This is a genomic window from Flavobacterium sp. S87F.05.LMB.W.Kidney.N (genome assembly GCF_004366435.1).
Lineage (GTDB): Bacteria > Bacteroidota > Bacteroidia > Flavobacteriales > Flavobacteriaceae > Flavobacterium.
The window spans coordinates 396,930-421,791 of the sequence record NZ_SODX01000001.1 but is presented as its reverse complement, the minus strand read 5'-3'; the positions used below and the strand labels follow the sequence as shown (position 1 = coordinate 421,791).

The window sequence follows — 24,862 nt, the reverse complement described above, 5'->3', positions numbered from 1 at the left end:
TTATTTAATTGTAAGAAAATTCAAATAATTTTAACCTCTAAATTTTTTATATTTGTCTTTCATACAAAAAATGAAAAAGCAAATTAATATGAAAATGAAAAACCTTTTCTTCAATAAAAAACACTTTGTTCTTTATAAAATCGCATTTCTTACTTTTGCTTTTCAATCATTCACTTGTCAATCTCAACAAAACATGATAACACCACCTTATTTACAAAAAGGAGATACTGTAGCTCTTTTGGCAACAGCCAGAAAAAATATCGACGACAATTTAAAACCCACTATAGATTTACTCCACAGCTGGGGCTTAGAAGCCGTAGTTGGAAGCACAATCGGATTAGACTATCATCAATTGGCAGGGACTGACGAACAGAGAGCAGCCGATTTTCAAAAACAATTAGATAATCCGAATATTAAAGCTATTTGGTGTGTTCGCGGTGGCTACGGAACTGTTAGGATGTTAGATTTATTAGATTTTACCAAATTCAAACAACATCCAAAATGGGTTATTGGTTTTAGTGACGTTACTGTTTTACACAATCATTTAAATACGATGGGTTACAAATCTATTCATGGCATTATGCCGGTAACAGTTCCAAGAGCGACTCCAGATGCCGTAAGCTCGTTAAAAGCCGCTTTATTTAACGAACCTATTTCCTACTCTATCAGTCCAACTCCGATGAATCGTTTCGGAAGTGCAACTGGAGAATTAGTAGGCGGTAATTTATCTATTTTATATAGTTTATTAGGATCACCATCGGCAATTGACTGCAGGGATAAAATTTTATTTATCGAAGATCTAGATGAATATCTTTATCATATCGATCGTATGATGATGAATTTGAAACGAAATGGATGTATCGAAAATCTAAAAGGAATAATCATTGGAGGCATGACAAGTATGAAAGACAATGAAGTTCCGTGGGGGAAAAATGCATTAGAGATTATTGATGATGTGACAAAGAAATATAACATTCCAGTAATTTTCAATTTCCCAGCCGGTCACATTAGAGACAACAGAGCTTTAATTATGGGAAATACCGTTTCTATGGAAGTTACTGCTTCTGGAAGTACTGTTACTTTTAAAAAATAATATCACCGAATCCTAGTAAGGAAACTCAAGAATACCACATAAAAAATCTCGCAAAGACGCGAAGCCGCCAAGTTAAATACTCTTAGCGACTTCGCGTCTTTGCATGCAAATAACCTGAAACTTGAAACAAAAAAGAACATGGCAGAACATAATGATTTAGGAAAATTAGGAGAAGATCTCGCAGCTGCACATCTCGAGGAAAATGGTTATAAAATTATAGAGCGAAATTATGTTTTTCAAAAAGCCGAAATAGATATAATTGCTCAAAAAGATTCCATTTTAGCAATTATCGAAGTAAAGACGCGCTCAAGTTTAGATTTTGGATCGCCGCAGGATTTTGTCAAGCCAAAAAAGATTCAATTACTCATTAAAGCAGTAAATGCCTACATAAACGATAGGGAAAAGGATTTTGATGAAGATATTGAAATCCGTTTTGACATCGTTGCCATCCATAAAAACGGCGAATCATTTGCAATTGAACATCTTACCGACGCATTTTATCATTTTTAACATAATTTTTTATTGTTATAATTGTAACAATTTGTTTTTTTATTTATATTTGCAAAGATTTATAACATCGCAATGTTAAATTAACAACCAACCGAATACAAAAAAAAAAAAAAGAATTATGAAAACTGTTTCTTCTATTGTAGAAAACTACATTAAAACAAAACCATTTTTATTAAATGCCCTATCACTCGGAATTATTAACCTAACTTCACTTTCGCGAAATATTATGACCGAATTAGAAAGTGAGTTTGGAAAAGAAGTAAAACAAGGCGCTGTTGTAATGTCTTTAAAACGACTTACGGAAGAACTAGATTTTAAACTAAACCACAAAATCAATAAAGTAATTAAAAATATCGGTGAAATCACGGTTCGTTCTGAACTTACAGATTACACTTTTGCAGCTTCTGAAACTGTTCTAAACAAACAAGCCGATTTAATTTCTGATATTAATGCTTTATCTGATATTTTCTATACCTCATCTCGTGGTGTAAACGAAACTAATATCGTTGTCAGCAGCAGTGTGAATCATTTAGTTGAAAAACACTTTATGAGAGAAAAATTAATTCAGAAATTAGATAATTTAGCTTCAATTACTGTAAAATTACCAAAAGAAAATATTGTAGTTCCTGGTATTTATTACTTCATTTTCCAGCGTTTAGCTTGGGAAGGAATTATCATCAATGAAGTAATTTCGACTTCAAATGAATTTACAATTTTAGTTGGAGAAGATCAGGTTGATGTTGCTTTTAAAGTAATTAAAGATTTGAAAAACTAATCCAATTTATAATATTTAAGAATCATTTTTGATTCTCTTACTCATAATCCTTTTGTCTTTTTATTTAAAGATAAAAGGATTTTTTTTGAAATGAAATTATCATCTTCGACTAAATTTCATTTTTCGCAAATAAGAATATTCTCAAAAGTCAAATTCTAAATTAAATTTTATTTTACAAAAGCGTCAATCTGACACTTACTTGCGTGAAAGCGACTTGCCAGTACTTTTTGCCTGTTTTATTTAAAAAACTACTTGAAAATAAGAATTAAGTTTTTTTATATATAATTTGTTGCGAATAATATTTTTATATATTTGCCATGAAGTCAGATCTCCGACCTCTTATTTTGATAGTTTAATACCATTAGAATTAAATAAAAGCGAATTAAATTGTTAGAAGCTGCCAACCATAGTGAAAAATTATTGGTAAGTGAACTCAAAAACGGGAACGAAAAAGCTTTTCGCCAACTTTTTGATTTATTCCACCAAGATATTTATGGATACAGCATCAGTCTTCTAAAATCAAAAGAGGCAGCGGAGGAAAATGTTCAGGATGTTTTTTTGAAGGTCTGGCTCAACCGTGAGAATTTAGATATTGAACAATCTTTTAAATCTTACATTTTTACAATCGCAAGAAATCAGGCTTTTAATGTTTTGAATAAAGCTGCGAATGAAATTTTATTGAAAGAAGCCGTTTTCTACGAAAGTCAGAAAACACATGAATACGGAGATTATGCCATTCGCGAAGCCGATTGCAAAAAACTCCGAAAACAAGCCATAAAGCAGCTTCCACCCAAACGACGGCAGATTTTTAAAATGTCTCGGAAAAAAGGAATGAGCTATGAAGAAATAAGTCAGGAACTCGGAATCTCGATAAACACGGTCCGGAACCAAATGAGTAAAGCGCTCGAATCAATGCGCGGTTTTTTTCAACTTCACGATGAAATTATCTAACCAAAACCACAATAATGCCATTAAATCACTCTTCGGAGTGATTTTTTTTTGATTAAAACTTTTGATCTTTTTTTAGCCACAGATTAAAGGATTTCCACTGATTAAAAATCCCTTTTTAATATTTTAAATCTGTGCTAAAAAATTCAATTGCCTCCAGTTTTAACTGGAGGTTTATAATAAAACCGCACGAAAGGCTTTAGCCAAACTATTTATTTTGCTAAAGCCTAGTATCATGAAGCATTTTATGACCTCCAGTTAAAACTTGAGGCAATTGAACAAACTTTAGCATTTCTAAGCTTGGCTATAAATTTTATTCTTTGTGGAAATTCTTCTAGATGACAAAAACTGGTTAATCATTAATTATTTAAAAATATTTTTTTTTCAAAACACTAAAAATCAGATACATAAAAAATAAAAAACTATTTCAAATGTTAAAATTTAAAAATTTACAACGTTTGAGTAGTACTCGCCTTCTCTTCAACTGTATTATATAAACACAGAACCTAAAAACATTCTTAATGAATTCAAATTCTGAAATAAAAACGCTTTTACAAAAGTTTATTCTCAATCAATGTACTGCCGAAGAAACAGAACAAGTAATTGCCTATTGCCGTAATAACAAACTTACAGAAGATTTCCCAACAGTTGAAGATGTACAAAAGCTCTTAAACGAAATGCCAAAAATGAAGGCTGAAAAAGCAGACTCTATCTTCAACAATATTTTAGCTGCAGGAAAAGAAGAAGAAAACGTAATTGAACTTCATCCTAAAAAATCAAATCGCAGAATATATATTTCTATTGCTGCATCTCTTTTGGTATTACTTGGAATTGGTTTTGCCTACAAACAAGTTTTTTCTAATAAAGTTACTGAAGTTCCTTTCGATTTTAAAAGCACAGATATCGTTTTGCAAATGGAAGACGGAAGTGTTCAGATTATTTCAGAAAATGGAAAAGTGCAGGTTCATGATAAAAATGGAAATATTGTTGGAAATCAAGACGGAGACAAACTGGTTTATGAAAAAGAAACAGATTCTGAGAAGTTAACCTACAATACTCTTAAAATTCCATTTGGTAAAAAATTCCGTTTAGAATTATCAGACGGAACTTTGATACATTTAAATTCTGGAACAACTTTGAGATATCCGGTAAAATTTATTGCCGGTCAAAATCGTCAGGTATATCTTGACGGTGAGGCATTTTTTGATGTAGCAAAAGATAAAAAACATCCTTTTATTGTAAATGCCGACGAACTAAACGTGCGCGTTTTAGGAACTCACTTTAACGTCTCTAATTACCCTGAAGATGCTCTTACCGATGTTGTCCTAGTAGAAGGTTCCGTTGGAATGTATCGTTCTAATGAAGATTTTGATGCGAGTAAAAACACTATTCTAAAACCAGGATTCAAAGGAAGTTTCAACAAACAAAACGCTTCAATTTTCACAAAACCCGTTATAACAGAAATTTATACTTCTTGGATAGAGGGCGGATTGACTTTTAGAAACATGACTTTCAAAAACATTATTACAAAACTGGAAAGACGCTATAACGTAACAATCATTAATAAAAATGAAAAACTGGCGAACGAGAAATTTAATGCAAGTTTTAAAGAAGAATCTATAGAAAATGTAATGAGTTATTTTAATGAAATTCATGGCATTAATTACACCATAAAAAACAATCAAATACTAATTAAATAACCACTAACCCAATGAAAATTTATGAGGAAAAAAGAATACTAGAATAAAAAAATCGGAAAGAGCTGCGAACAATTTCCGATTTACTAAGTGATTGAATATAACGAATTAACTACAATCAATTAACAAAATTATGAAAAAAAAATCTAAGAATAATGGGTTTCTATACTCATTGTTCCAAAATGACCTAAAATTGAAACTAACTACTCTACTTATTTTGGTCGCCATGTTTAATATTAGAGGGAATACTTATGCCCAAAAGACAAAAGTTACCCTTGAATTAAACAATTCAACAATCGAAAAGGTTATTGAGACCATTGAACAAAAAACAGATTTTAGATTTATTTACAAATTGAGCGACATCGACTTGGATCGAACCGTTTCAATTTCTGTAAAAGATCAATCTATATATGTGGTTTTAGACAAACTTTTTAAAGGAACTCCAACCGAATTTAAAATTCGTGATACGCAAATTATACTTAAGAAGCCAGAACTTAAAACACAGGTAATTGAATTTCAAAAGCAAACCGTTTCAGGTATAATTACAGATGAAAATGGCATGCCTTTACCAGGCGCTTCTGTTATTGAAGAGGGAACAAAAAACGGAATGGTAACTGATTTTGACGGAAAATACAAGCTTACGGTTGAAAGTAGCCAATCGGTAATTATTGTGTCTTTTGTTGGATATAAAGAGAAAAAAGTAGTTGCCAGCCAAAGCGTTATCAATATTCAGCTTCTTCCAGATGCAACCGATTTGCAAGAAATTGTAGTTGTGGGTTACGGTACAACATCCAAAAGAGATGTAACTGGTGCTGTTTCGTCTATTGGTGCTAAAGATATGAATCAAGGTGCGATTGTAAATCCGTTACAATTAATTGCGGGAAAAGCTGCAGGTGTTAATATTACACAGTTAGGAAGCGAGCCAGGTTCTGGTCCAAGTGTTCGTATTCGTGGAATTTCTTCTTTAATTGGCGGAAGTGATCCTTTGGTAGTTGTTGATGGAATTCAGGGAAATATGGATTTGCTGAGCCAAGTTCCCCCTAGCGAAATTGAAAGTTATGATATTCTAAAAGATGCTTCTGCAACTGCCATTTATGGTTCTCGCGGTGCGCCGGGAGTACTTATAATTACCACTAAAAAGAATAAAGCAGGTAAAACTACTATGGAATATACTGGTTCTACATCTTTAGATTTTATTCCAAAAAAATTAGACATGTTAAATGCTGACGAGTGGTGGGCTGCTGCACAAAGTGTTGGCGTACCTGCATCTGCAAATCATGGTTCTAATACAGATTGGTACGGCCTTTTGACACAAACTGGTTTAACACAAACTCATACACTTTCTTTTGGTGGAGGAACGGACAAATTTAATTATAGAGCTTCTTTAACTGCGATTTTGCAAGATGGAGTTGTAATTAATTCAAGTAATCAAAAATACATTGGGCGTATTCAAGCAACTCAACTGGCACTTGATGATAAATTAAGTTTAACTTTTAATTTAAACACAGGAATTAATAATACAACCAGCATTATCCAAAGTATTGGAACTGCAGCGTATACTTCAAACTTAATTACTAACGCATATTTAGTAAGACCAACAGATCCAGTTTTCAATACTGATGGAACTTATTTTACAGATCCTAACGTATTTCAATACTTAAACCCGTATGCAACGGCTCAATCTGTTTCAAATAATGCAGAAAATGACAACTTATTTGCAAGTTTAAAAGCTGATTTAGATTTGGCTAGAGGTCTAAAGGCTAGCTGGTTTGGAAGCTGGAGAAAAACAAATACAACAGAAGGTTATTATCTTCCTGTAGTTTCAACAAGTGCTTATGCCATTGATCAAAATGGTTATGGAAATGTTAGAAACCGCAGACAAAATGAGAAACTTACGAACTTTAGTTTGAATTACAAGAGAACATTTGGCGTACACAGTATAAACGTATTAGGTTTATACGAATGGCAAAATCAGATGTATCAGGGAAGTTTTGCACAAGTAAGAGGTTTTATTAATGATAAAGCCACTTATAATGCACTTCAGTTAGGAGATTTGACAAAAATTCGTCCTGGCGATATTGAAACCTATAAAAACGACAGAACTTTAGCTTCATTTTTAGCGAGAGTAAACTATTCTTTATTAGATCGATATTTAGTTACAGCCAGTATCCGTCGTGATGGTTCTTCAGTGTTTGGTGTTAATAATAAATGGGGAAATTTCCCTTCTGCATCTGTCGCATGGCAAATTGAAAAAGAACCATTTATGCGTAACCAACGATTATTTGACGAATTAAAACTTCGAGTAGGATATGGAGAAACGGGTAACCAGCAAGGACTTTATCCGCAAAACTCAATTTCATTAGTGGGCAGCAGCGGAACGACTTATTTTGGAGGTTCGCCAATTACAAATTACATAATCACCCAAAATGCAAATGCCGATTTGAAGTGGGAAACCAAAAAACAAACCAATTTAGGTCTTGATTTCGCACTCTTAAATAACAGATTAAGGGGAACTGTCGATGTTTATGATTCTAAAACAGAAAATTTATTATTTGATTATACAGTACCTCAACCTCCTTATCCTTATCCTACTATTAAGGCAAACGTGGGAAGCATTTCAAACAAAGGTATTGAGGTTTCTCTTGCTTACGACGTTATTAAAACACAAAACAGCACACTGACTTTGGCAGGAAACGCTTCATTTATGAAAAATGAAGTCCTAAATTTAGATGGAAGCATTAATGGCGTTCCTTTAAACACTGATTATGTGGGTTGGGGAGCCGCAAACTCTTATCTAGTAAAAGGAAAACCAATTGGAGCATTTTATATTCTAGAACATACCGGCAAAAACGAAAACAATGTTGAAACTGTTTTGGACCGCGACGGAAATGGTATAATTGATCAAGGTGTAAAAAGTCCAGATCGTTACTACGCTGGTTCTGCTTTACCAACTTATACTTTTGCATTTAATCCATCTTACAGATATAAAAACTTTGACGCTTCTCTTTTATTAAGAGGTTCTGGAGGAAATAAAATCTACAACGGATTGCGTTCTAACTTAAGCAGATTAGAAAACATTGGTAAATCGAATGTCTTGGCAAGTGCCGTAGATCAAGGAATTTATACCTCTCCTTACGGTTCAGATTTATGGTTAGAAGATGGTTCTTTCATTCGTTTAGAAAATCTTACAGCGGGATATACTTTCCGTTTCACAGATAAATATATTGATACTATTAGACTTTCACTTACAGGAAACAACTTATTCCTGATCACGGATTATTCAGGTATTGATCCAGAATTGAACGTAAGCGGAAGTGGCAGACCTGAAGATAACTTTGGAGGCGATAGAGGAATTTATCCTCGTACCAGAAGCGTGGCGTTTGGTTTGACTGTAAAATTTAAATAGTAAAAGACATGAAAATTAAAAATATATTGATAACAGGAAGCTTGTGTTTCCTGACTCTTTTTAGTTGTACAGATATAGACGAAAATGTGTACGATAAATATCCCGCAGAAGATTTTTACGGAACTCCAGAAGGGGCTGATATAGCGCTTGCAAGCGTTTACGCCCAAGTTCCTGGTGATTTCGTAAGAGATAATGCCTCTGGTGTTGGTTATGCAGGTGCAGACAACGGATGGTACGATATGAACTGTATGTCATCAGACGAGCAGGTTATTCCACATAGAAATACAGGTGACTGGCAGCAGGATTTCGCCCGTCTGCATAAACACGAATGGCTGCCAACAGATTTCATTATCAACAATACTTGGAACTGGCTTTATAAATCTATTTTCAATGCTAATTTAGCGGTTAGCTTATTAGAAAAATCAAATGCCGAAGCTTCTAAAATTGCTGAAGCTAAAACATTGAGAGCTTTCTTTTACTATTTATTAATTGATGACTATGGCGATGTTCCTTTCTTTACTGATAATAATATTACTGTTGATAAAATTCCGCAGTCAAGCCGTAAAGAAGTTTATGATTTTATCGTAAAAGAATTAACCGAAAATGTAGAACTGCTTTCTGGAACAAGAGGCGGCAATTATTATGGAAGATTCAATAAATGGGCGGGTTATACTTTACTAGCAAAAGTATATCTGAACGCTCAAGTATACACAGGAATTCCAAAATGGAACGAATGTTTGGCCGCTTGTAACAAAGTTGCTGAAGGTGGTTTTTCACTTCACTCAGGAGCGGCAGATGCTGCAAATCCTTTAGGAAGTAAATATTATGAATTATTTGGAGATGTACTTCCTGAAGATGAAACCATTTTACCAATTTACGCAACCTTAGATGTTGTATCTCGTAACGTTTATGCGGTTCGCAGTTTATATGGTCCGCACGCACAAGCTCTATTTGGTTTCAGCGGATGGAACGGTACAATTGTTCCTAAAGAATTTTTCTTAAAATACGATGTAAATGATATTCGCAGAAAACAGTTTTTATTTGGAGAACAGCCAGGCGGTTTCAATTACACACTTGATGTTGCTTCATTAGACAATCCAGGAGCAGATCCGCAAGCCGGAGTTAGAAACGTGAAATTTTATCCTGTAGCACCAAGAACCGGCGGAGGAGCTTCTAACGACTTCCCTATTTTCAGATATGCAGATGTTATTTTAATGATGGCTGAATGTAATGCACGCTTAGGAAATCCAGGTGCTGCAAAACCTTTCATAGACCAAATCAGACAGCGTGCCGGGTTAAATGCTTTAGATCACGACCCAACTCTTGATGATATTTACAATGAAAGAGGATTCGAACTAAACTGGGAAGGACACAGAAGACAAGACATGATTCGTTTTGACAAATTTTTATTGGCAAATGAATTTAGACCTGCATCTCCTGCTTTCAGAAAATTGTTCCCAATTCCAACCTCAGCTCTAGACGCCAATCGTGGATTAAAACAAAACCCAGGTTATTAAAAACAAAGACTATCATGAAAAAATATATCAATAAAATATTCATATTAGGCAGCTTGCTTTTCTTGGGTTCATCCTGCGAAAGCGACGCCGAATTAACAACATTAAAATCTGTTAGTTTTCCATCAGAAATCAGCGTTTCATCCAATACGATAGTATTAACAGAAGACACTGCAGAAGATCAGGCATTACTCGTTTCTTGGCCATCCGTTTCTTTTCCTATTGAAGCTCCAGTAACTTATGCCCTTCAATTTGATTTAGTTGGAGATACAAGCGGCTCTAATGCTTGGTTAAAAGCAAAACGAATTGAAGTTGGAACCGATGTTTTAAGCAAAACTTTAATTGGTCAGGATCTAAATAAAATTGCTGTCGATTTAGGACTTCCAATTGATACTCAAGGAAAATTAGTCGTTCGTGTAGAAGCAACGATGGATCGCAAAATCTATTCTGACCCTGTTACTTTGACTATTACTCCTTATGAAAAAAGTGTTGTTTTCGGCGAAATTTATATGCCTGGAGCCTATCAGGGAGAATGGAATGTAGACACTGCTCTTGCTTTAACGGCTATCGCAAAAGGTGTCTATCAAGGTTATGTTACGGTACAACCAGGTTATGGCCCTGTATTTAAATTAAATCAGGGAAGAAATTGGGAACAGTACTATGGTGCAGGTGCTACTAACAGCGATCTACAAAACATGAGTACGAAAGATTTTGCACTTCCGGGCGAAGGTTCGTATCAGGTTAAAGTAAATCTAAATACTTTAAAATGGACAGCTACACCTTATTCTTGGGGTATTGTTGGTGATGGAACTTCTGGAGGCTGGGATAACAGTACACCAATGAATTATGATTACCAGACAAAAACATGGAAAATAACCGCAGTTTTGGTTCCAGGAAATGTAAAATTCAGATTAAATAATAACTGGACAATCAATTACGGACCTAAGAATACAACAGATGGAATTGTGTATTTAGATGATCCAGGCGCTCATTATGTTGGCGAAGGCGGTACTTATGAAATCACATTCAAAATAAATGATGTTGATCCTGCAACTACTGGATATCCTCCAACAGCAACTTATACAATAACTAAAAAATAGATAAAAATTAAGTTTAGTTTGGTTTGAGTTTACCTGTCTTTTTACTTCGAAAGGCAGGTTACTTCTCAACCATTTAAAATATAAAAAGTAAAATCATGAAATTTAACATAAAAATCGTGTACGCATTACTGCTTACATTGGCATTTGTTTCGTGCAGTTCATCTGACGACGATACAAAAACACCAGAATCTCCGTATACACAATATGGAGCTCCTTTTGAAAAAATGCCAAAGAAAGAAGATGCTATAATCTATCAAGTAAATATTCGTGCCTTTAGTCAGGCAGGAACATTAAAAGGCGTTCAGGACAGATTGACACAAATTCAGGAACTGGGAGCAAATGTTATTTATTTAATGCCTATTTATCCTGTTGGAAAAGAAAGAGCTTCAGGCGAATTAGGATCTCCTTACGCGGTAAAAGATTATAAAGCCGTAAATCCAGATTTCGGAACGTTACAAGATTTACAGACTTTAGTCGAAGAAGCGCATAAAAAAAACATGGCAGTTGTTTTAGACTGGGTTGCCAATCATACTGCTTGGGATAATACTTGGATTACACAACATCCAGACTGGTACCAAAAAGATGCAAGCGGAAACATTATTATTCCGCCAGGAACAAATTACAATGATGTAGCTCAATTAAATTTTAATAGTACTGAAATGAAAGATGCGATGATCGACGCCATGTCATACTGGGTTTACAACGCAAATATTGATGGATTCAGATGCGATTATGCTGATTTTGTTCCTCAAGATTTCTGGTCTGATGCTATTTCAAAATTGAGAAAAATCAAGAAAAATCAAACCATTTTAATGCTTGCCGAAGGTTCTAAAGTAAATCATTTCGCATCAGGTTTTGATTATACGTTTGGATTCAATTTCTTCAGCACTTTAGAACAGCTTTTCAAAAACAACAAACCTGCTACAACTATTCAAGATTCGAATGCAACTGAATATGCAAACAATTACAATCCAGAAAATAGAGTTGTTCGTTACACCAGCAACCATGACGTAAATCTTTCAGATGGAACTCCATTAGAACTTTTTGGAGGTAAAAAAGGATCAATTGCAACTTTTGTCGTAGCTGCTTATTTAAAATCTGTTCCAATGATTTATAATGGTCAGGAAATTGGTTACGATAAAAGATTAAATTATTTTGCCAAAACACCAATCGACTGGAGTACTGCTGATACTGAAATGCTGGCAGAATACAAAAAAATCATTGCCTTTAGAAATACAAGTAATGCCATTAAAAAAGGTATATTTACAGGTTACAGCAGCGATGCCGTAAGTGCATTTACGATGGAAAAAGATGCAGAAAAAGTTTTTGTACTTTCTAACTTAACCAATTCAACAGTAAAACATCTTATTCCAAATACTTTAAAAGGAAACTGGAAAGACGCTTTTACTGGAGCTGCCGTAACTGTAGGTTCTGAAATAACACTTCAACCCTTTCAATATTTAGTATTGAAAAATTAATATTCTTATGCAGCTTTAAAACCTAAATTTGCAAAAAACTTAATAACATGAATTTTCAATCCCAAAAATCATTGCTTCAAATTTGTTTGAGCAAAAAAACAGCGTTTTTATTTTTTCTACTTGTCCACACAATATGGATTCACGCACAAGAAATAACTTCGCCAGACAAAAATCTTTCTTTAAAATTTGAATTAAAAGAAGGCGGTGTTCCGTCTTACCAATTATCATATAAACAAAAAGCAGTTATAAAACCAAGTTCTTTGGGCTTAGAACTGCAAAACCTGCCTTCGTTTTTGGATGGTTTTACCATTACAAATACAGCACAATCTTCTGTTGATGAAAATTGGAATCCAGTTTTAGGCGAAGAAAAAACAATTCGCAATCATTACAACGAATTGGTTGTCACTTTAGCTCAGGCAAAAAACAACAATAGATTTATTCGCATCCGTTTTCGTTTATTTAACGACGGATTGGGATTTAGATATGAATTTCCGAAACAAAATGATCTAAGTTATTTTGTAATAAAAGAAGAACGTTCTCAATTTAATTTGGCTGGAAATCATAAAATTTTCTGGATTCCAGGAGATTATGATACCAACGAATATGCGTATACAACCTCAAAAATTTCAGAGATTCCTTCGTTGATGAAAAAGGCGACGATCGAAATCAATTCGCAGTGGCCCATAAAAGAACTTTCTGTTCAAACGCCGTCAATGATGAAATCTGATGATGGTTTGTACATCAACATTCACGAAGCTGGATTAATCAATTATCCGGCAATGTACCTTGAAGTTGATGCAGTAAACAACAAAATGATCAGTCATTTAGCACCAGATGCAGTTGGCGCAAAAGGTTATATGCAGACAGATGCACAATCGCCTTGGAGAACTATTGTAGTAAGCGATAAAGCAACAGATATTTTAGCTTCAAAATTAATTTTGAATTTGAACGAACCAACAAGTTATAAAGATGTTTCGTGGATTAAACCCGTAAAATACATTGGAATTTGGTGGGAATATTTCGTAGCTGGAAAAAGTACGTGGGCTTTTGGAAAAGAAAACAATGTGAAATTAACAGATGATTTTACGAAACTTACTCCAAACGGAAAACACGGTGCTACAACAGAACGCGCCAAAGAATATATTGATTTTGCTTCTAAAAATGGTTTTGATGCGATCCTTATCGAAGGCTGGAACATTGGCTGGGAAGACTGGATTGGCAACTGGAAAGAAGAAGTTTTTGATTACGTAACGGCATATCCAGATTTTGATGTAAAAGCAGTTCATGAATATGCAGCTTCAAAAGGAGTAAAAATTATCATGCACCACGAAACTTCAGGATCGGCAACCAATTACGAAAGACGTTTAGATCGTGCTTTTCAATTTATGAATGACAACGGTTATGACGCTGTAAAAACCGGTTATGTTGGAAAAATTATTCCGCGTGGAGAACACCATGACGGACAATGGATGGTCAATCATTACATCAATGTAGCCAAACGTGCTGCTGATTATAAAATTATGATTGACAGTCACGAAGCCGTTCGTCCAACAGGTTTACACCGAACTTTTCCAAACTGGATTGCTCAAGAATCTGCTCGCGGAACGGAGTTTGAATCTATGGGAGGTTTAGCGCCAGATCATACTACGATTTTACCATTTACAAGATTAATGGGAGGTCCAATGGATTATACACCTGGGATTTTTCAAACCGATCTTTCTTATTACGGAACAGGAAGTTCACAGCGTGTTAATACCACTTTGGTAAAACAATTGGCATACTATGTAACTATGTACAGTCCGTTGCAAATGGCAGCAGATATTCCGGGGAATTATGAGCGTTTTCCAGATGCTTTTCAGTTCATCAAGGATGTTGCTGTAGATTGGGACAATAGTTATATTCTAGAAGCTGAACCTGGAGATTACATTACAATTGCGCGTAAAGCAAAAGGTAAAAACGAATGGTTTATTGGTGGTATTACAGATGAAAATGCAAGAACTGCCAGCATTTCATTTGACTATTTACCCGCTGGAAAAAATTTCATCGCCACAATTTATGCTGATGCCAAAGAAGCCAACTGGAATGTAAATCCTCAGAAATATACCGTTACTAAAGTTATCGTAAACTCAAAAAGCAAACTGAAGCAATATTTAGCTCCAGGCGGAGGTACAGCTATTAGCATCAAAGAAGGAAATTCTACAGAATTAAAAGGATTGAAAAAGTTATAATTTAAGAAACTTAGGTTCTAAGTTTTTTGCCACAAATTTCACGAATTGACACGAGAATTAGCTGCAGATTAAATTTGTGCTAACTCGTGAAATTCGTGGCAGAAACTTATGCTCATTAATGAGCAAAAAATTAAAAAATTTACTACTTGAAAACTATTAACCACAAAATGTTTGTCGAATTTAAAAACAATGCGAGTGAGAATGAATTTTAGTTAGAAATGCCGACAAGCATTCAAAAAACTATTATTATGAAAATCAAAATTACCACTAGATTATTTCATATTACCAAAGCATTAGTTTGCTTTCTATTATTATTTGCAAGCTCCGTTTATGCGCAGGATCCTCCGCAATACGGAACACCTTTTGCCGGTGTGCCCGATCCGAGAGATGTCAATATGTATCAAGTGCATATACGTCCGTTTAGTGCTAACGGAAATTTAGCTGGAGTAACCGCCCGATTAGACAATATAAAAGCACTCGGCACAAATGTTATTTATTTAATGCCGATTTTTCCTCATGGCACCGATTCCCGAAGTTCGGCTTCGCCCTATTGTATCAAAGATTTTAAAGCTGTGGGATCAGAATATGGTTCGCTTGCAGATTTAAGAACTTTAGTCGATGGTGCTCACAGTCGTGGAATGGCCGTAATTCTAGATATTGCTATCAACGGAACTTCATGGGATCATGGATGGACAACTTCTCATCCAGAATATTATAAGCGAACTGGAACAACGATTCAGCAATTAGGAAACTTCTCCGATATTGCTGCGCTTGACCTTAATAGTTCGGCTACACGAGCAGCTATCAAAGATGCTATGCGTTACTGGATTTTCGCTGCTAACATTGATGGTTATCGCTGCGATTATGCTAATAATCCTCCTTTAGATTTCTGGTCTGAAGTCAACTCAAATCTTCGAAGTATTTCTTCTCATAATTTATTAATGTTAGCCGAAGGAGACAGACAAGAAAATTTTCAGGTTGGTTTCGACATGAATTATGGCGACAGATGGTTTCACAGCGGTTTATATGATATTGCTAATGGAGGACCAGTTTCTCAAAGACTTCAAGATCAATCTACTTATGAATATGCTAAAGCAACTGGAAATCAGCAAATCGTTCGATATACTGGTAATCATGATACGTACACCAATGATGATGGCGTAAGAAGACCGTTCGTAGCCTTCAAAAATCATAACGGAATTGTTGCCAACTTTTTAGTTTCAGCTTATATGAGAGGTGTTCCCTTCTTAATGAGCGGACAGGAAATCGACTACGAACCCAAAACAGATTGGCCGTGGACAAACTTCAAATTCAACTGGTCTCAAAACCCGACAGCTGCTGCAGATTTCGCCAAAATCTTAAATTTCAGAACTACTAGTGCTGCCATCAGACGTGGTGATTTAACCACGTATGCAAATGATGATATCAGTATTTTCACTAAAACATTAGGTACAGAAAAAGTAATCGTAATGTCGAATTTGAGAAATGCCTCAAAATCGTATGTAATCCCAGCGGCTTTAGCAGGAACTTATGTAAATCCATATAATAACAATGCCTCTGTAACTTTAACAACAGGCGCGACAAGAACATTTGCTGCTTTTGAATATTTGGTTTTAACGAATACCAATGCGCCTGTTGTGGCCGTAACTGGAGTTTCAGTTAGTCCGACAACGGTAACTGTTGGTTTAGGCACAACACAGCAGTTAAATGCAACGATAGCTCCTGCAAATGCCACAAACCAAAACGTAACCTGGACATCCAGCAATACTGCAGTTGCTACTGTAAATGCATCTGGATTGGTTACAGCCGTTGCAGCAGGAACAGCAACTATTACAGTTAAAACAGTTGACGGAAACAAAACGGCTACTTCTGCTATAACTGTTGCTGCAATTCCAGTTTCTTCTGTGGCAGTTTCCCCAACTTCTGCAATTCTGTATGCAGGAAATACACAACAGCTTTCTGCAATAATTGCTCCAGCAAATGCCACGAACAAAAATGTAACGTGGAGTTCCAGCAACAACGCAATTGCAACGGTAAACTCAAGCGGACTTGTAACGGCAGTTGCTGCAGGAACAGCAACGATTACAGCAACAACACAAGACGGAAATAAAACAGCGTCGGCAACAATTACAGTAAATCCGAATACGAATTTTACGGTTTATTTCTATAAACCATCAAACTGGGGAACTGGGATTAAAATCTATTATTGGAGTGCTTTACCAACAGGAGTTTTAGCAAATGCAACCTGGCCGGGCGTAAACATGAGCGATGCGGGAAGCGGATGGTACAGTTATACATTTACCAATGTAACCTCAACAAATTTAATTTTCAACGACGGAACCAATCAAACTGCCGATTTAAGCAGAAACAAAACCGGCTGGTATATGAACAACACTTGGTACGATTCTAATCCAGGAACGGGCGTTGCCGTTACAGGTGTAACTTTATCTCCAACCACTGCGGCTTTATCGGTTGGTGCAACACAGCAATTAACGCCAACAGTTTCGCCATCAACAGCGACAAACAAAGCCGTAACTTACAGTTCAAACAATACTGCTGTGGCAACAGTAAATACTTCCGGATTAGTAACTGCTGTAGCAAATGGAACAGCTACAATTACCGTTACAACTGTTGACGGAAATAAAACGAGTACTTGTGTCGTAACAGTTTCTACAACTTCTACGGGAGGAACATATTATACAATTAAAAACAGATGGACAGGAGCTTATTTATCTGATGCCGGGACAAATGTTGGCTACGGAACAACGGTTTCTGGAAACAACTACAAATGGCAGAAAATCGCTATTGATGCCACTTACTTCGTTCTTAAAAATGCAGCAACTGGAGAGTTAATTAATATTGAAGGTCAAACAGGAACTGTTCAATGTAATATAACAGATACTACTTTCTGGAGTGCACAATGGTCAAGCGATTATATTGACGGAACCTGGGTAAGATTAAGAAATAGATGGCAGACAGGAAATATTATTCATGTTGAAAATCAAACAGGATCTGCTCAATATGGAAATTCACAAGACGGCTGGTTCAGCGCACAATGGCAGTTGGAACCAACTACTGTTGGTACATCAAAAATGGCACTAAATGTTGAAGAAGTTTCAACAGCAGAACCTGTAATTGGTATTTATCCAAATCCTGCAATAAACAATGAATTTCATATTCTAATGCCAGAATTAGCAAATGGCGATACTGCCGAAATTTTCGTTTCTGATTTGAATGGAAGAAGTCTTTTAACCGAAAAACTTTCTTCTTCAGGACAAGTTAATCATCATTTATCTTCAGGCATTTACATTGTAAACATTATTTCTAAAGATTTTAATGTGATTAAAAAACTAATTGTTAAATAATTTTTTTCGCCGCGAATTCACGAATTTAATTTAACCTAATTTGTGAATTCGTGGCGAATATTTTTAAAAAGAATAATTTAAAGCAAACCCAAAATTATTATTTAATGTAATATCATTATTGATTACGGAAGGTTTAAATACTAATCTCTCGCTTACATTAAACTGCGATAATGCCGCATCGATATTAGCATCAATAATATTCAAAACGTAAAAACCAACTATAAATAGGGCTGATAAATCTCTGTTCCTTTGAAATTGTTTCTGAGCAGAAATCAATTGACTTTCACTTAATCCAGCTAAATAATCAGAGTTACTGGTATTTCCTTCCAATCTGCTTTTATATTCATCTCTGTATATTTTGTACTTTTTTTGATTGTCGATATATAGATAAGTGCTTGTGCCGATTGCTCCATAAACTAAAGGAACTTTCCAATATTTCTTATTGTAAATCTGACCTAAACCTGGTAAAATAGCTGAATAAAATGCTGCTTTTGCGGGACGAAGCGGATCAATTGTTTCTGATCTAAGAGTGTCATTTAAGACAATTTTAGTTTTTTCCTGAGCAAAAAGAGAAGTTAATCCAAAAAATAAAAATAGGAGGATGAATTGATTCTGCATATAAAGTTGTCTTTGAAAATTTGATCAAAGAAAACTTTTTAGTTCTAAGATTTTTCTTAAATAAAAGATAAAGAAAACTTAATTTTTAAATCAAGTGATAATCAGAGACATATATTTAAAAAGAAAAAATAATACTACAAATTTTGCAATATTCAACTTAAAACTGTTACTTTGCAACATGAAAACTACAACAGTAAATAAGGAAGCAATTAAACAAGCCATTATCAAGATGAGAGAAGATAAGGTTGCTGTACGCTCTTTTTTACAAGGAAAAACTTCTGCAGAAACCTTAACTTCAAAAGGTATAAAACTTGTTAAAACAATATAATTATACTTTTAATTCTGATTCTGGTTATTATAGTTTCTTTACAAAAAGACAAATTGAATACAGAGTTGCTTTCTACGAAGATTTCACGTTAGCATCTTGCGTTGGGAACGATATAGAACTTGGAAATGTTTATCAAATTACCATAGACAAAATTAGCTCTAGGCCTGAACAATTTGATGTATTGATTTCAAAAACAATCAAAAACATTATTGCCACATTTTTTGAAAATATTCATGATGCATTAATTTATATTTGTGATGATAATGATAAAAAGGCATTTCAAAGATTTTCTGTTTTTGATAGATGGTACAAAAAAAGTTCCATGACCAATTATATCACAAAGCTTGATAATATTATTGAATTTAATTCTGATACAGAAACTATTAAACTTTATACCTCTTTAATGTTTCATACAGAAAATACGAATTTTAAAACTATAACAGAAGCTTTTAGTAATATCAGCAATGTTTTAAATGGAGCAAAACCATAGCTAGTTCTAGCAATAAAAAAACCGACATATTTCTATATCGGTTTTTTTATTTATTAATATCACTTTACTCCTCAAACAACTCCATCAATTCCAGCGACCGTTTTATCGACTTCACATTTTCAAAAGTCAATAATAAACGTAATCCGTTTACGGTTTGTTTTTCTTTCATTTTGCAAAGATTACTATGCTTCTGAACAAAATTTAAAACATTTCTAAACTTCACCGACTGATAATAATCAGATTGCTGGTCTGAAACGAAATAGCCTATCATTTTGCCTTGTTTCAAAACTAATTTCTCGATTCCAACACGCGTTGCAATCCATTTTATGCGGATGCTGTTTAGTAAGGCAGTTGCTTGTTTTGGCAAAGGTCCGAAACGGTCAATTAGCTTTCTTTCGAATTCCTGTAAACCAGCTTCGTCTTTTATAGCGCCTAATTCGTTATACAAAACCAAACGTTCCGAAACGTTATTGATATATTCATCTGGAAATAATAACTCAAAATCGGCATCGATTTGAATGTCTTTTACATATTCCTTAGTATCGATATTATTTTCTTCCGGATATAAATCTTTGAACTCGTTTTCTTTCAATTCTTCAATCGCTTCATTCATGATTTTTTGGTACGTATCAAAACCAATTTCGTTTATGAAACCGCTTTGTTCTCCACCTAATAAATCTCCTGCACCACGAATCTCCAAATCTTTCATTGCAATGTTGAAACCGCTTCCTAATTCGCTGAATTGTTCCAAAGCCTGAATACGTTTTCTTGCATCTTCCGTCATCGATGAATACGGCGGACAGATGAAATAACAGAATGCTTTTTTGTTGCTTCGTCCAACACGCCCGCGCATTTGATGTAAATCTGATAATCCGAAATTGTTGGCGTTATTAATGAAAATGGTATTGGCATTTGGAACGTCCAAACCACTTTCTATAATTGTTGTCGCCACCAAAACATCAAAATCTCCATTCATGAAACCTAACATCAATTCTTCGAGTTTTGCACCCTCCATTTGTCCGTGGCCAATTCCGACTCTTGCGTTTGGAACCAAACGCTGAATCATTCCTGCCACTTCTTTTATATTTTCGATTCTATTATTGATAAAGAAAACCTGTCCGTTTCGCTGAATTTCATACGAAATCGCATCACGAATGATCTCTTCATTAAAACCAACAACATTCGTTTCAATAGGATAACGATTTGGCGGAGGCGTTGTAATTACAGACAAATCTCTCGCCGCCATTAAAGAGAATTGTAAAGTTCTCGGAATTGGCGTTGCTGTTAATGTCAACGTATCAACATTTGCTGAAATAGTTTTTAATTTATCTTTTACGTTAACTCCAAACTTTTGTTCCTCATCAACAATCAACAAACCTAAGTCTTTAAAAACTACATTTTTGTTGACCAATTGGTGTGTTCCAATTACGATATCGAGTTTTCCTTCGGCTAAATCTTTTAAAGTCTGCGCTTTTTGTTTTGCTGTTCTAAATCGGTTTAAGTAACCAATAGACACTGGCATATCTTTTAAACGCTCCGAGAAAGTTCTATAATGCTGATAAGCCAAAATAGTCGTCGGAACCAAAACGGCAACTTGTTTGCTATTATCAACCGCTTTAAAAGCAGCGCGAATGGCAACCTCTGTTTTTCCGAAACCAACATCACCGCAAACCAAACGATCCATGGGGCGATCACTTTCCATGTCGGCTTTTACTTCTTGTGTCGATTTAGTTTGATCTGGCGTATCTTCATAAATAAACGAACTTTCTAATTCGTTCTGAAGATAACTGTCCGGCGCAAACTGAAAACCTTTTTCTAAACGACGTTTTGCATACAGCTGAATCAAATTGAATGCAATATGTTTGACACGCGCTTTGGTTTTTTGTTTTAAAACTTTCCAGGCGTTCGATCCTAATTTGTAGATTTTCGGCGGTGTTCCGTCTTTTCCGTTGTATTTGGAAATTTTATGAAGCGAGTGAATACTCACATACACAATATCATTATCGGCATAAACCAATTTTATGGCTTCCTGAGTTTTGCCTTCTACTTGAATTTTCTGCAAGCCGCCAAACTTCCCAATTCCATGATCAATGTGCGTTACATAATCCCCAACCGAAAGTGCTGTTAATTCCTTAAGCGTAATATTCTGCTTTTTAGAATAACCGTTTTTGATGTTGAATTTGTGATAACGTTCAAAAATCTGGTGATCGGTATAAGCCGTTATCTGATTTTCTTCATCAATAAAACCTTGGTATAAAGGCAGTACAATAGTGTTGTATTGTTTTCTGATATTCTCAGAATTCGCTTCGTCCAGCGATTCAAAAATATCATGAAAACGTTTGGCCTGCGTTTCATTCGAACAGAACAAATAATTTTTGTATCCGTTAAAATGATTATCGCTCAGATTATTCAGCAGCAAATCAAATTGTTTATTGAACGAGGGCTGAGGCTGAATATGAAATTCGAATTTTTTAGTGGTTTTAAAAATTGTTTTTGAAGCCAATTCTACTATCGAAAAATCTAAAGCTCGTTTGATAAACGAAGCCTGATTTAAAAATAATTGTTCTGGTTCGGCGTGTTTTATTTCTCCTGAAAGTTTTGAAAAAGTTTCTTCTGCCCTCGCAAATTGTTTGTCTAACTGACTAAAAAGTCCATCAGTATTTTGAATAAAAAGTACTGTTTTCTCAGCAATATAATCTAAAAAGCTTTCACGGTTTTCCTGAAATATCTTGTTTTCGACATTCGGAATAATGGTGATTTTTTTATGCGTTTCAACAGATAATTGTGTTTCTACATCAAAACTTCTGATACTGTCTACTTCATTTCCGAAAAATTCAATTCTATACGGATGATCATTTGAAAATGAGAATACATCGACAATACCTCCACGAACCGAAAATTCTCCGGGTTCTGTAATAAAATCGACTCTTTTGAATTCATATTCAAACAAAACTTCATTAATGAAATCAATTGAAATTTTATCGTTTAAAGAAACTTTCAACGTGTTTTTATCCAATTGCTGGCGCGTCACTACTTTCTCAAAAAGTGCTTCTGGATACGTAACAATTATGGCCGGTTTTTTTCGGGAATTTATTCGGTTTAAAACCTCAGCGCGAAGCAAAACATTTGCATTGTCTGTTTCATCAACTTGATAGGGACGACGGAATGAAGCGGGATAAAACAATACATCCTGCTCGCCAATCATCTGTTCTAAATCGTTTAGGTAATACGCAGCCTCTTCTTTATTGTCTAAAACAATTAAAAAAGGAAGTTCGGTTTTTTTAAAAACAGAGCGGACAACAAATGAAACTGCAGATCCCAGCAATCCGCTGAGATGCATTTTTATCTGATTTCCTTCCAGTAAATTTGATGCAATCTGCTGTGCTTTTGGCAGATTGTCGTATATCGTGTATAAGGCGTTTTTACTCAATTCTAGGTTTATTTTGATCTAATGGCGGCGTAGAACTCGGTATCGCGCGCGTAGTGTCTAACATTCTAAGGAAATCTGCTTCTCCTTCTTCTTTCGGAATTTTGGCTTTTTCGACAATTTTATCCATTTGTCTTTCCAGCGAAATCAATTCTTTGTTGATTTCTTGTATCAAAAAAACCACTTTATCATCTGGAACTTTATTTAAATGAATAAATAAATCCATCATTTTTATTTTGGTAATTAAAATAGAAATACGGCTTTTTATTTGAGGCACATTAAATTCTGGCGGAATATTGTTATTTAAAGCCATCGCTTTTTTAGAAATAGCAGCCGATTTTTTCTGAAATGCTCCAATTGTTTTTCTTGGCTTATCTCCAATCTCTTTCATAAACTCTCGCCATTCTGTCCAAGAATTTAATTTTTGTTCTGAGATTTCATTGATAGGTTCATCAATAAACGTCCAGCCTTTATTTATATTATTAAAAATAGCTTCTTTCTTTTTTGCTTCTTTTTCATTTTCAGCAAGACGTTTTTCATCTTGATTTTGACATGAATTCAACACAAAAACAAAAAGCAGAAAAAGAGATATCTTATATTTCATTTGGTAAAACATTAAGCTACAAAGTTACAAAGTAAATTTACAATTACGAATTCTGATTTTTGCCTTTGATTCACATAAATTGCTGTCTTTTTTTTACGACAGATTATGCAGATTTAAAATAATTTTCTTTGGTTTTATTATCAATAAAAATGATCTTTTACATAGATTTTTGAAAGGCACAAAGACACACCCTTGTAAAAGAGAATTATCCAACAAACAAACTTTTTAATTGTTGAATTTATAATTTATTCTTCAAAAAAGCGCAAGTAATTGCGAAAACGTTATATTTGTATCTCTAAAAATCATCGAAAAATGAATCCTAAAATATTGATCATTGGTGCCTGCGGTCAGATTGGAACAGAGCTGACGCAAAAACTGCGCAAATTATACGGAACCGAAAATGTAATCGCTTCTGATATTCGAAAATTAAATACTGATGTTGTTAATTCGGGACCTTTTGAAGTGGTCAATGCTTTAGATTTTAATCAAATTGAACATTTGGTAGAAGTTCATCAAATTACTGATATCTATTTAATGGCGGCACTTTTATCTGCTACTGCTGAAAAAAATCCTGCTTTTGCCTGGGATTTAAATATGAATTCTCTTTTTCATGTTTTAAATTTAGCGAAAGCAAAAAAGATTCAGAAAATTTTCTGGCCTTCGAGTATTGCGGTTTTCGGACCAACGACTCCAAAAGAAAACACGCCACAATATACTGTAATGGAACCTTCAACAGTTTATGGAATTAGTAAACAAGCTGGAGAAAGATGGTGCGAGTATTATCATAATATTTATGGTGTTGATGTTCGAAGTATTCGTTATCCTGGTTTAATCAGCTGGTCTACTCCTCCAGGCGGCGGAACTACAGATTATGCTGTCGATATCTTTTACAAAGCGATTGCTGATAAAAAATACGAATGCTTTTTATCATCTGAAACCAAAATGCCGATGATGTATATGGATGACGCTATTGATGCTACAATTAATATTATGAAAGCTCCTGCTGAGCAGATTAAAATACATTCTTCTTATAATTTGGCTGCAATGAGTTTTACTCCGACAGAAATTGCGAATGAGATTAAGAAACATATTCCTGATTTTGAAATCACTTATAATCCAGATTTCCGTCAAAAAATTGCTGACAGCTGGCCGGCAAGTATTGACGACAGTTCTGCCAGAGAAGACTGGAACTGGAATCATAAATTTGATCTGGAATCTATGACAAAAGATATGATCGAGCATTTGAGTTAAACCTTAATGATCTAAAATAAAAAGTCCCGT

General features: G+C 34.6%; 17 protein-coding genes. 14 read left to right on the top strand and 3 right to left on the bottom strand.

Annotated features, from left to right (window positions below):
- The first annotated feature begins 193 nt into the window (after positions 1 to 193).
- The 11 genes from EDB96_RS01870 to EDB96_RS21130 all read left to right on the top strand — a co-directional run bounded on the left by EDB96_RS01870 (position 194) and on the right by EDB96_RS21130 (position 18,114).
- A complete protein-coding gene (locus tag EDB96_RS01870) occupies positions 194 to 1,093 on the top strand; it encodes an LD-carboxypeptidase (RefSeq protein ID WP_134139652.1) in 900 nt (299 codons plus the stop codon).
- 138 nt (positions 1,094 to 1,231) lie between these two features.
- Positions 1,232 to 1,603 (top strand): YraN family protein, encoded by a 372-nt coding sequence (locus EDB96_RS01865; protein WP_134138969.1) that lies wholly within the window; start codon positions 1,232 to 1,234, stop codon positions 1,601 to 1,603.
- Positions 1,604 to 1,721: 118 nt separating this feature from the next.
- Positions 1,722 to 2,378, top strand: coding sequence for a hypothetical protein (locus EDB96_RS01860; protein WP_008466087.1), 657 nt, complete (start codon positions 1,722 to 1,724; stop codon positions 2,376 to 2,378).
- Between the two features lie 387 nt (positions 2,379 to 2,765).
- A complete protein-coding gene (locus EDB96_RS01855) occupies positions 2,766 to 3,329 on the top strand; it encodes an RNA polymerase sigma factor (protein ID WP_134138967.1) in 564 nt (187 codons plus the stop codon).
- A 518-nt stretch (positions 3,330 to 3,847) separates the two neighbouring features.
- Positions 3,848 to 5,026, top strand: a complete 1,179-nt coding sequence (locus EDB96_RS01850; RefSeq protein ID WP_134138965.1) for a FecR family protein — start codon at positions 3,848 to 3,850, stop codon at positions 5,024 to 5,026.
- Positions 5,027 to 5,216: 190 nt separating this feature from the next.
- A complete protein-coding gene (locus EDB96_RS01845) occupies positions 5,217 to 8,429 on the top strand; it encodes a TonB-dependent receptor (RefSeq protein WP_243839296.1) in 3,213 nt (1,070 codons plus the stop codon).
- An 8-nt stretch (positions 8,430 to 8,437) separates the two neighbouring features.
- Positions 8,438 to 9,946 (top strand): RagB/SusD family nutrient uptake outer membrane protein, encoded by a 1,509-nt coding sequence (locus EDB96_RS01840; RefSeq protein ID WP_134138962.1) that lies wholly within the window; start codon positions 8,438 to 8,440, stop codon positions 9,944 to 9,946.
- A gap of 14 nt (positions 9,947 to 9,960) precedes the next feature.
- Positions 9,961 to 11,043 carry a SusE domain-containing protein gene (locus EDB96_RS01835; RefSeq protein WP_134138960.1) on the top strand — a complete coding sequence of 361 codons (1,083 nt, stop codon included), beginning with the start codon at positions 9,961 to 9,963 and terminating at the stop codon, positions 11,041 to 11,043.
- Between the two features lie 95 nt (positions 11,044 to 11,138).
- The gene (locus EDB96_RS01830; protein WP_134138958.1) at positions 11,139 to 12,521 is read left to right on the top strand and encodes an alpha-amylase family glycosyl hydrolase; all 1,383 of its coding nucleotides are present in this window, start codon (positions 11,139 to 11,141) and stop codon (positions 12,519 to 12,521) included.
- A 47-nt stretch (positions 12,522 to 12,568) separates the two neighbouring features.
- Positions 12,569 to 14,749: a glycoside hydrolase family 97 protein gene (locus tag EDB96_RS01825; RefSeq protein ID WP_134138956.1), complete on the top strand. Its 2,181-nt coding sequence runs from the start codon at positions 12,569 to 12,571 to the stop codon at positions 14,747 to 14,749.
- Positions 14,750 to 14,997: 248 nt separating this feature from the next.
- Complete coding sequence (locus EDB96_RS21130; RefSeq protein WP_208326178.1) at positions 14,998 to 18,114, top strand: Ig-like domain-containing protein; 3,117 nt, start codon at positions 14,998 to 15,000, stop codon at positions 18,112 to 18,114.
- A gap of 63 nt (positions 18,115 to 18,177) precedes the next feature.
- Here EDB96_RS21130 and EDB96_RS01810 read toward each other — a convergent pair whose 3' ends face one another.
- Positions 18,178 to 18,732, bottom strand: a complete 555-nt coding sequence (locus tag EDB96_RS01810; protein ID WP_134138954.1) for a DUF5683 domain-containing protein — start codon at positions 18,730 to 18,732, stop codon at positions 18,178 to 18,180.
- Between the two features lie 178 nt (positions 18,733 to 18,910).
- Between EDB96_RS01810 and EDB96_RS20980 the strand changes: the two genes are divergently transcribed.
- Both EDB96_RS20980 and EDB96_RS01805 read left to right on the top strand, forming a co-directional pair.
- The gene (locus EDB96_RS20980) at positions 18,911 to 19,060 is read left to right on the top strand and encodes a hypothetical protein (protein WP_166669259.1); all 150 of its coding nucleotides are present in this window, start codon (positions 18,911 to 18,913) and stop codon (positions 19,058 to 19,060) included.
- A complete protein-coding gene (locus tag EDB96_RS01805; protein ID WP_134138952.1) occupies positions 19,044 to 19,550 on the top strand; it encodes a DUF6169 family protein in 507 nt (168 codons plus the stop codon). Before EDB96_RS20980 ends, EDB96_RS01805 begins: the two co-directional genes overlap by 17 nt.
- A 64-nt stretch (positions 19,551 to 19,614) precedes the next feature.
- On the opposite strand, the gene mfd is transcribed toward EDB96_RS01805, so the two are convergent.
- Positions 19,615 to 22,980, bottom strand: coding sequence for a transcription-repair coupling factor (mfd, locus tag EDB96_RS01800; protein WP_134138949.1), 3,366 nt, complete (start codon positions 22,978 to 22,980; stop codon positions 19,615 to 19,617).
- Positions 22,973 to 23,581, bottom strand: a complete 609-nt coding sequence (locus tag EDB96_RS01795) for a hypothetical protein (RefSeq protein WP_134138947.1) — start codon at positions 23,579 to 23,581, stop codon at positions 22,973 to 22,975. The genes mfd and EDB96_RS01795 overlap by 8 nt, the downstream gene beginning before the upstream one ends.
- A 312-nt stretch (positions 23,582 to 23,893) precedes the next feature.
- Between EDB96_RS01795 and EDB96_RS01790 the strand changes: the two genes are divergently transcribed.
- Positions 23,894 to 24,832, top strand: coding sequence for an L-threonine 3-dehydrogenase (locus EDB96_RS01790; protein ID WP_057115643.1), 939 nt, complete (start codon positions 23,894 to 23,896; stop codon positions 24,830 to 24,832).
- Positions 24,833 to 24,862 lie beyond the last annotated feature (30 nt).

Excerpts from the sequence above, each read along its gene's own strand:
- EDB96_RS20980 (WP_166669259.1), top strand. The coding sequence starts at position 18,911 with ATGAAAACTACAACAGTAAATAAGGAAGCAATTAAACAAGCCATTATC.
- EDB96_RS01865 (WP_134138969.1), top strand. The coding sequence starts at position 1,232 with ATGGCAGAACATAATGATTTAGGAAAATTAGGAGAAGATCTCGCAGCT.
- EDB96_RS01830 (WP_134138958.1), top strand. The coding sequence starts at position 11,139 with ATGAAATTTAACATAAAAATCGTGTACGCATTACTGCTTACATTGGCA.
- EDB96_RS21130 (WP_208326178.1), top strand. The coding sequence starts at position 14,998 with ATGAAAATCAAAATTACCACTAGATTATTTCATATTACCAAAGCATTA.
- EDB96_RS01870 (WP_134139652.1), top strand. The coding sequence starts at position 194 with ATGATAACACCACCTTATTTACAAAAAGGAGATACTGTAGCTCTTTTG.
- EDB96_RS01850 (WP_134138965.1), top strand. The coding sequence starts at position 3,848 with ATGAATTCAAATTCTGAAATAAAAACGCTTTTACAAAAGTTTATTCTC.
- EDB96_RS01795 (WP_134138947.1), bottom strand. The coding sequence starts at position 23,581 with ATGAAATATAAGATATCTCTTTTTCTGCTTTTTGTTTTTGTGTTGAAT.
- EDB96_RS01840 (WP_134138962.1), top strand. The coding sequence starts at position 8,438 with ATGAAAATTAAAAATATATTGATAACAGGAAGCTTGTGTTTCCTGACT.
- EDB96_RS01825 (WP_134138956.1), top strand. The coding sequence starts at position 12,569 with ATGAATTTTCAATCCCAAAAATCATTGCTTCAAATTTGTTTGAGCAAA.
- EDB96_RS01810 (WP_134138954.1), bottom strand. The coding sequence starts at position 18,732 with ATGCAGAATCAATTCATCCTCCTATTTTTATTTTTTGGATTAACTTCT.
- EDB96_RS01790 (WP_057115643.1), top strand. The coding sequence starts at position 23,894 with ATGAATCCTAAAATATTGATCATTGGTGCCTGCGGTCAGATTGGAACA.
- EDB96_RS01835 (WP_134138960.1), top strand. The coding sequence starts at position 9,961 with ATGAAAAAATATATCAATAAAATATTCATATTAGGCAGCTTGCTTTTC.
- EDB96_RS01860 (WP_008466087.1), top strand. The coding sequence starts at position 1,722 with ATGAAAACTGTTTCTTCTATTGTAGAAAACTACATTAAAACAAAACCA.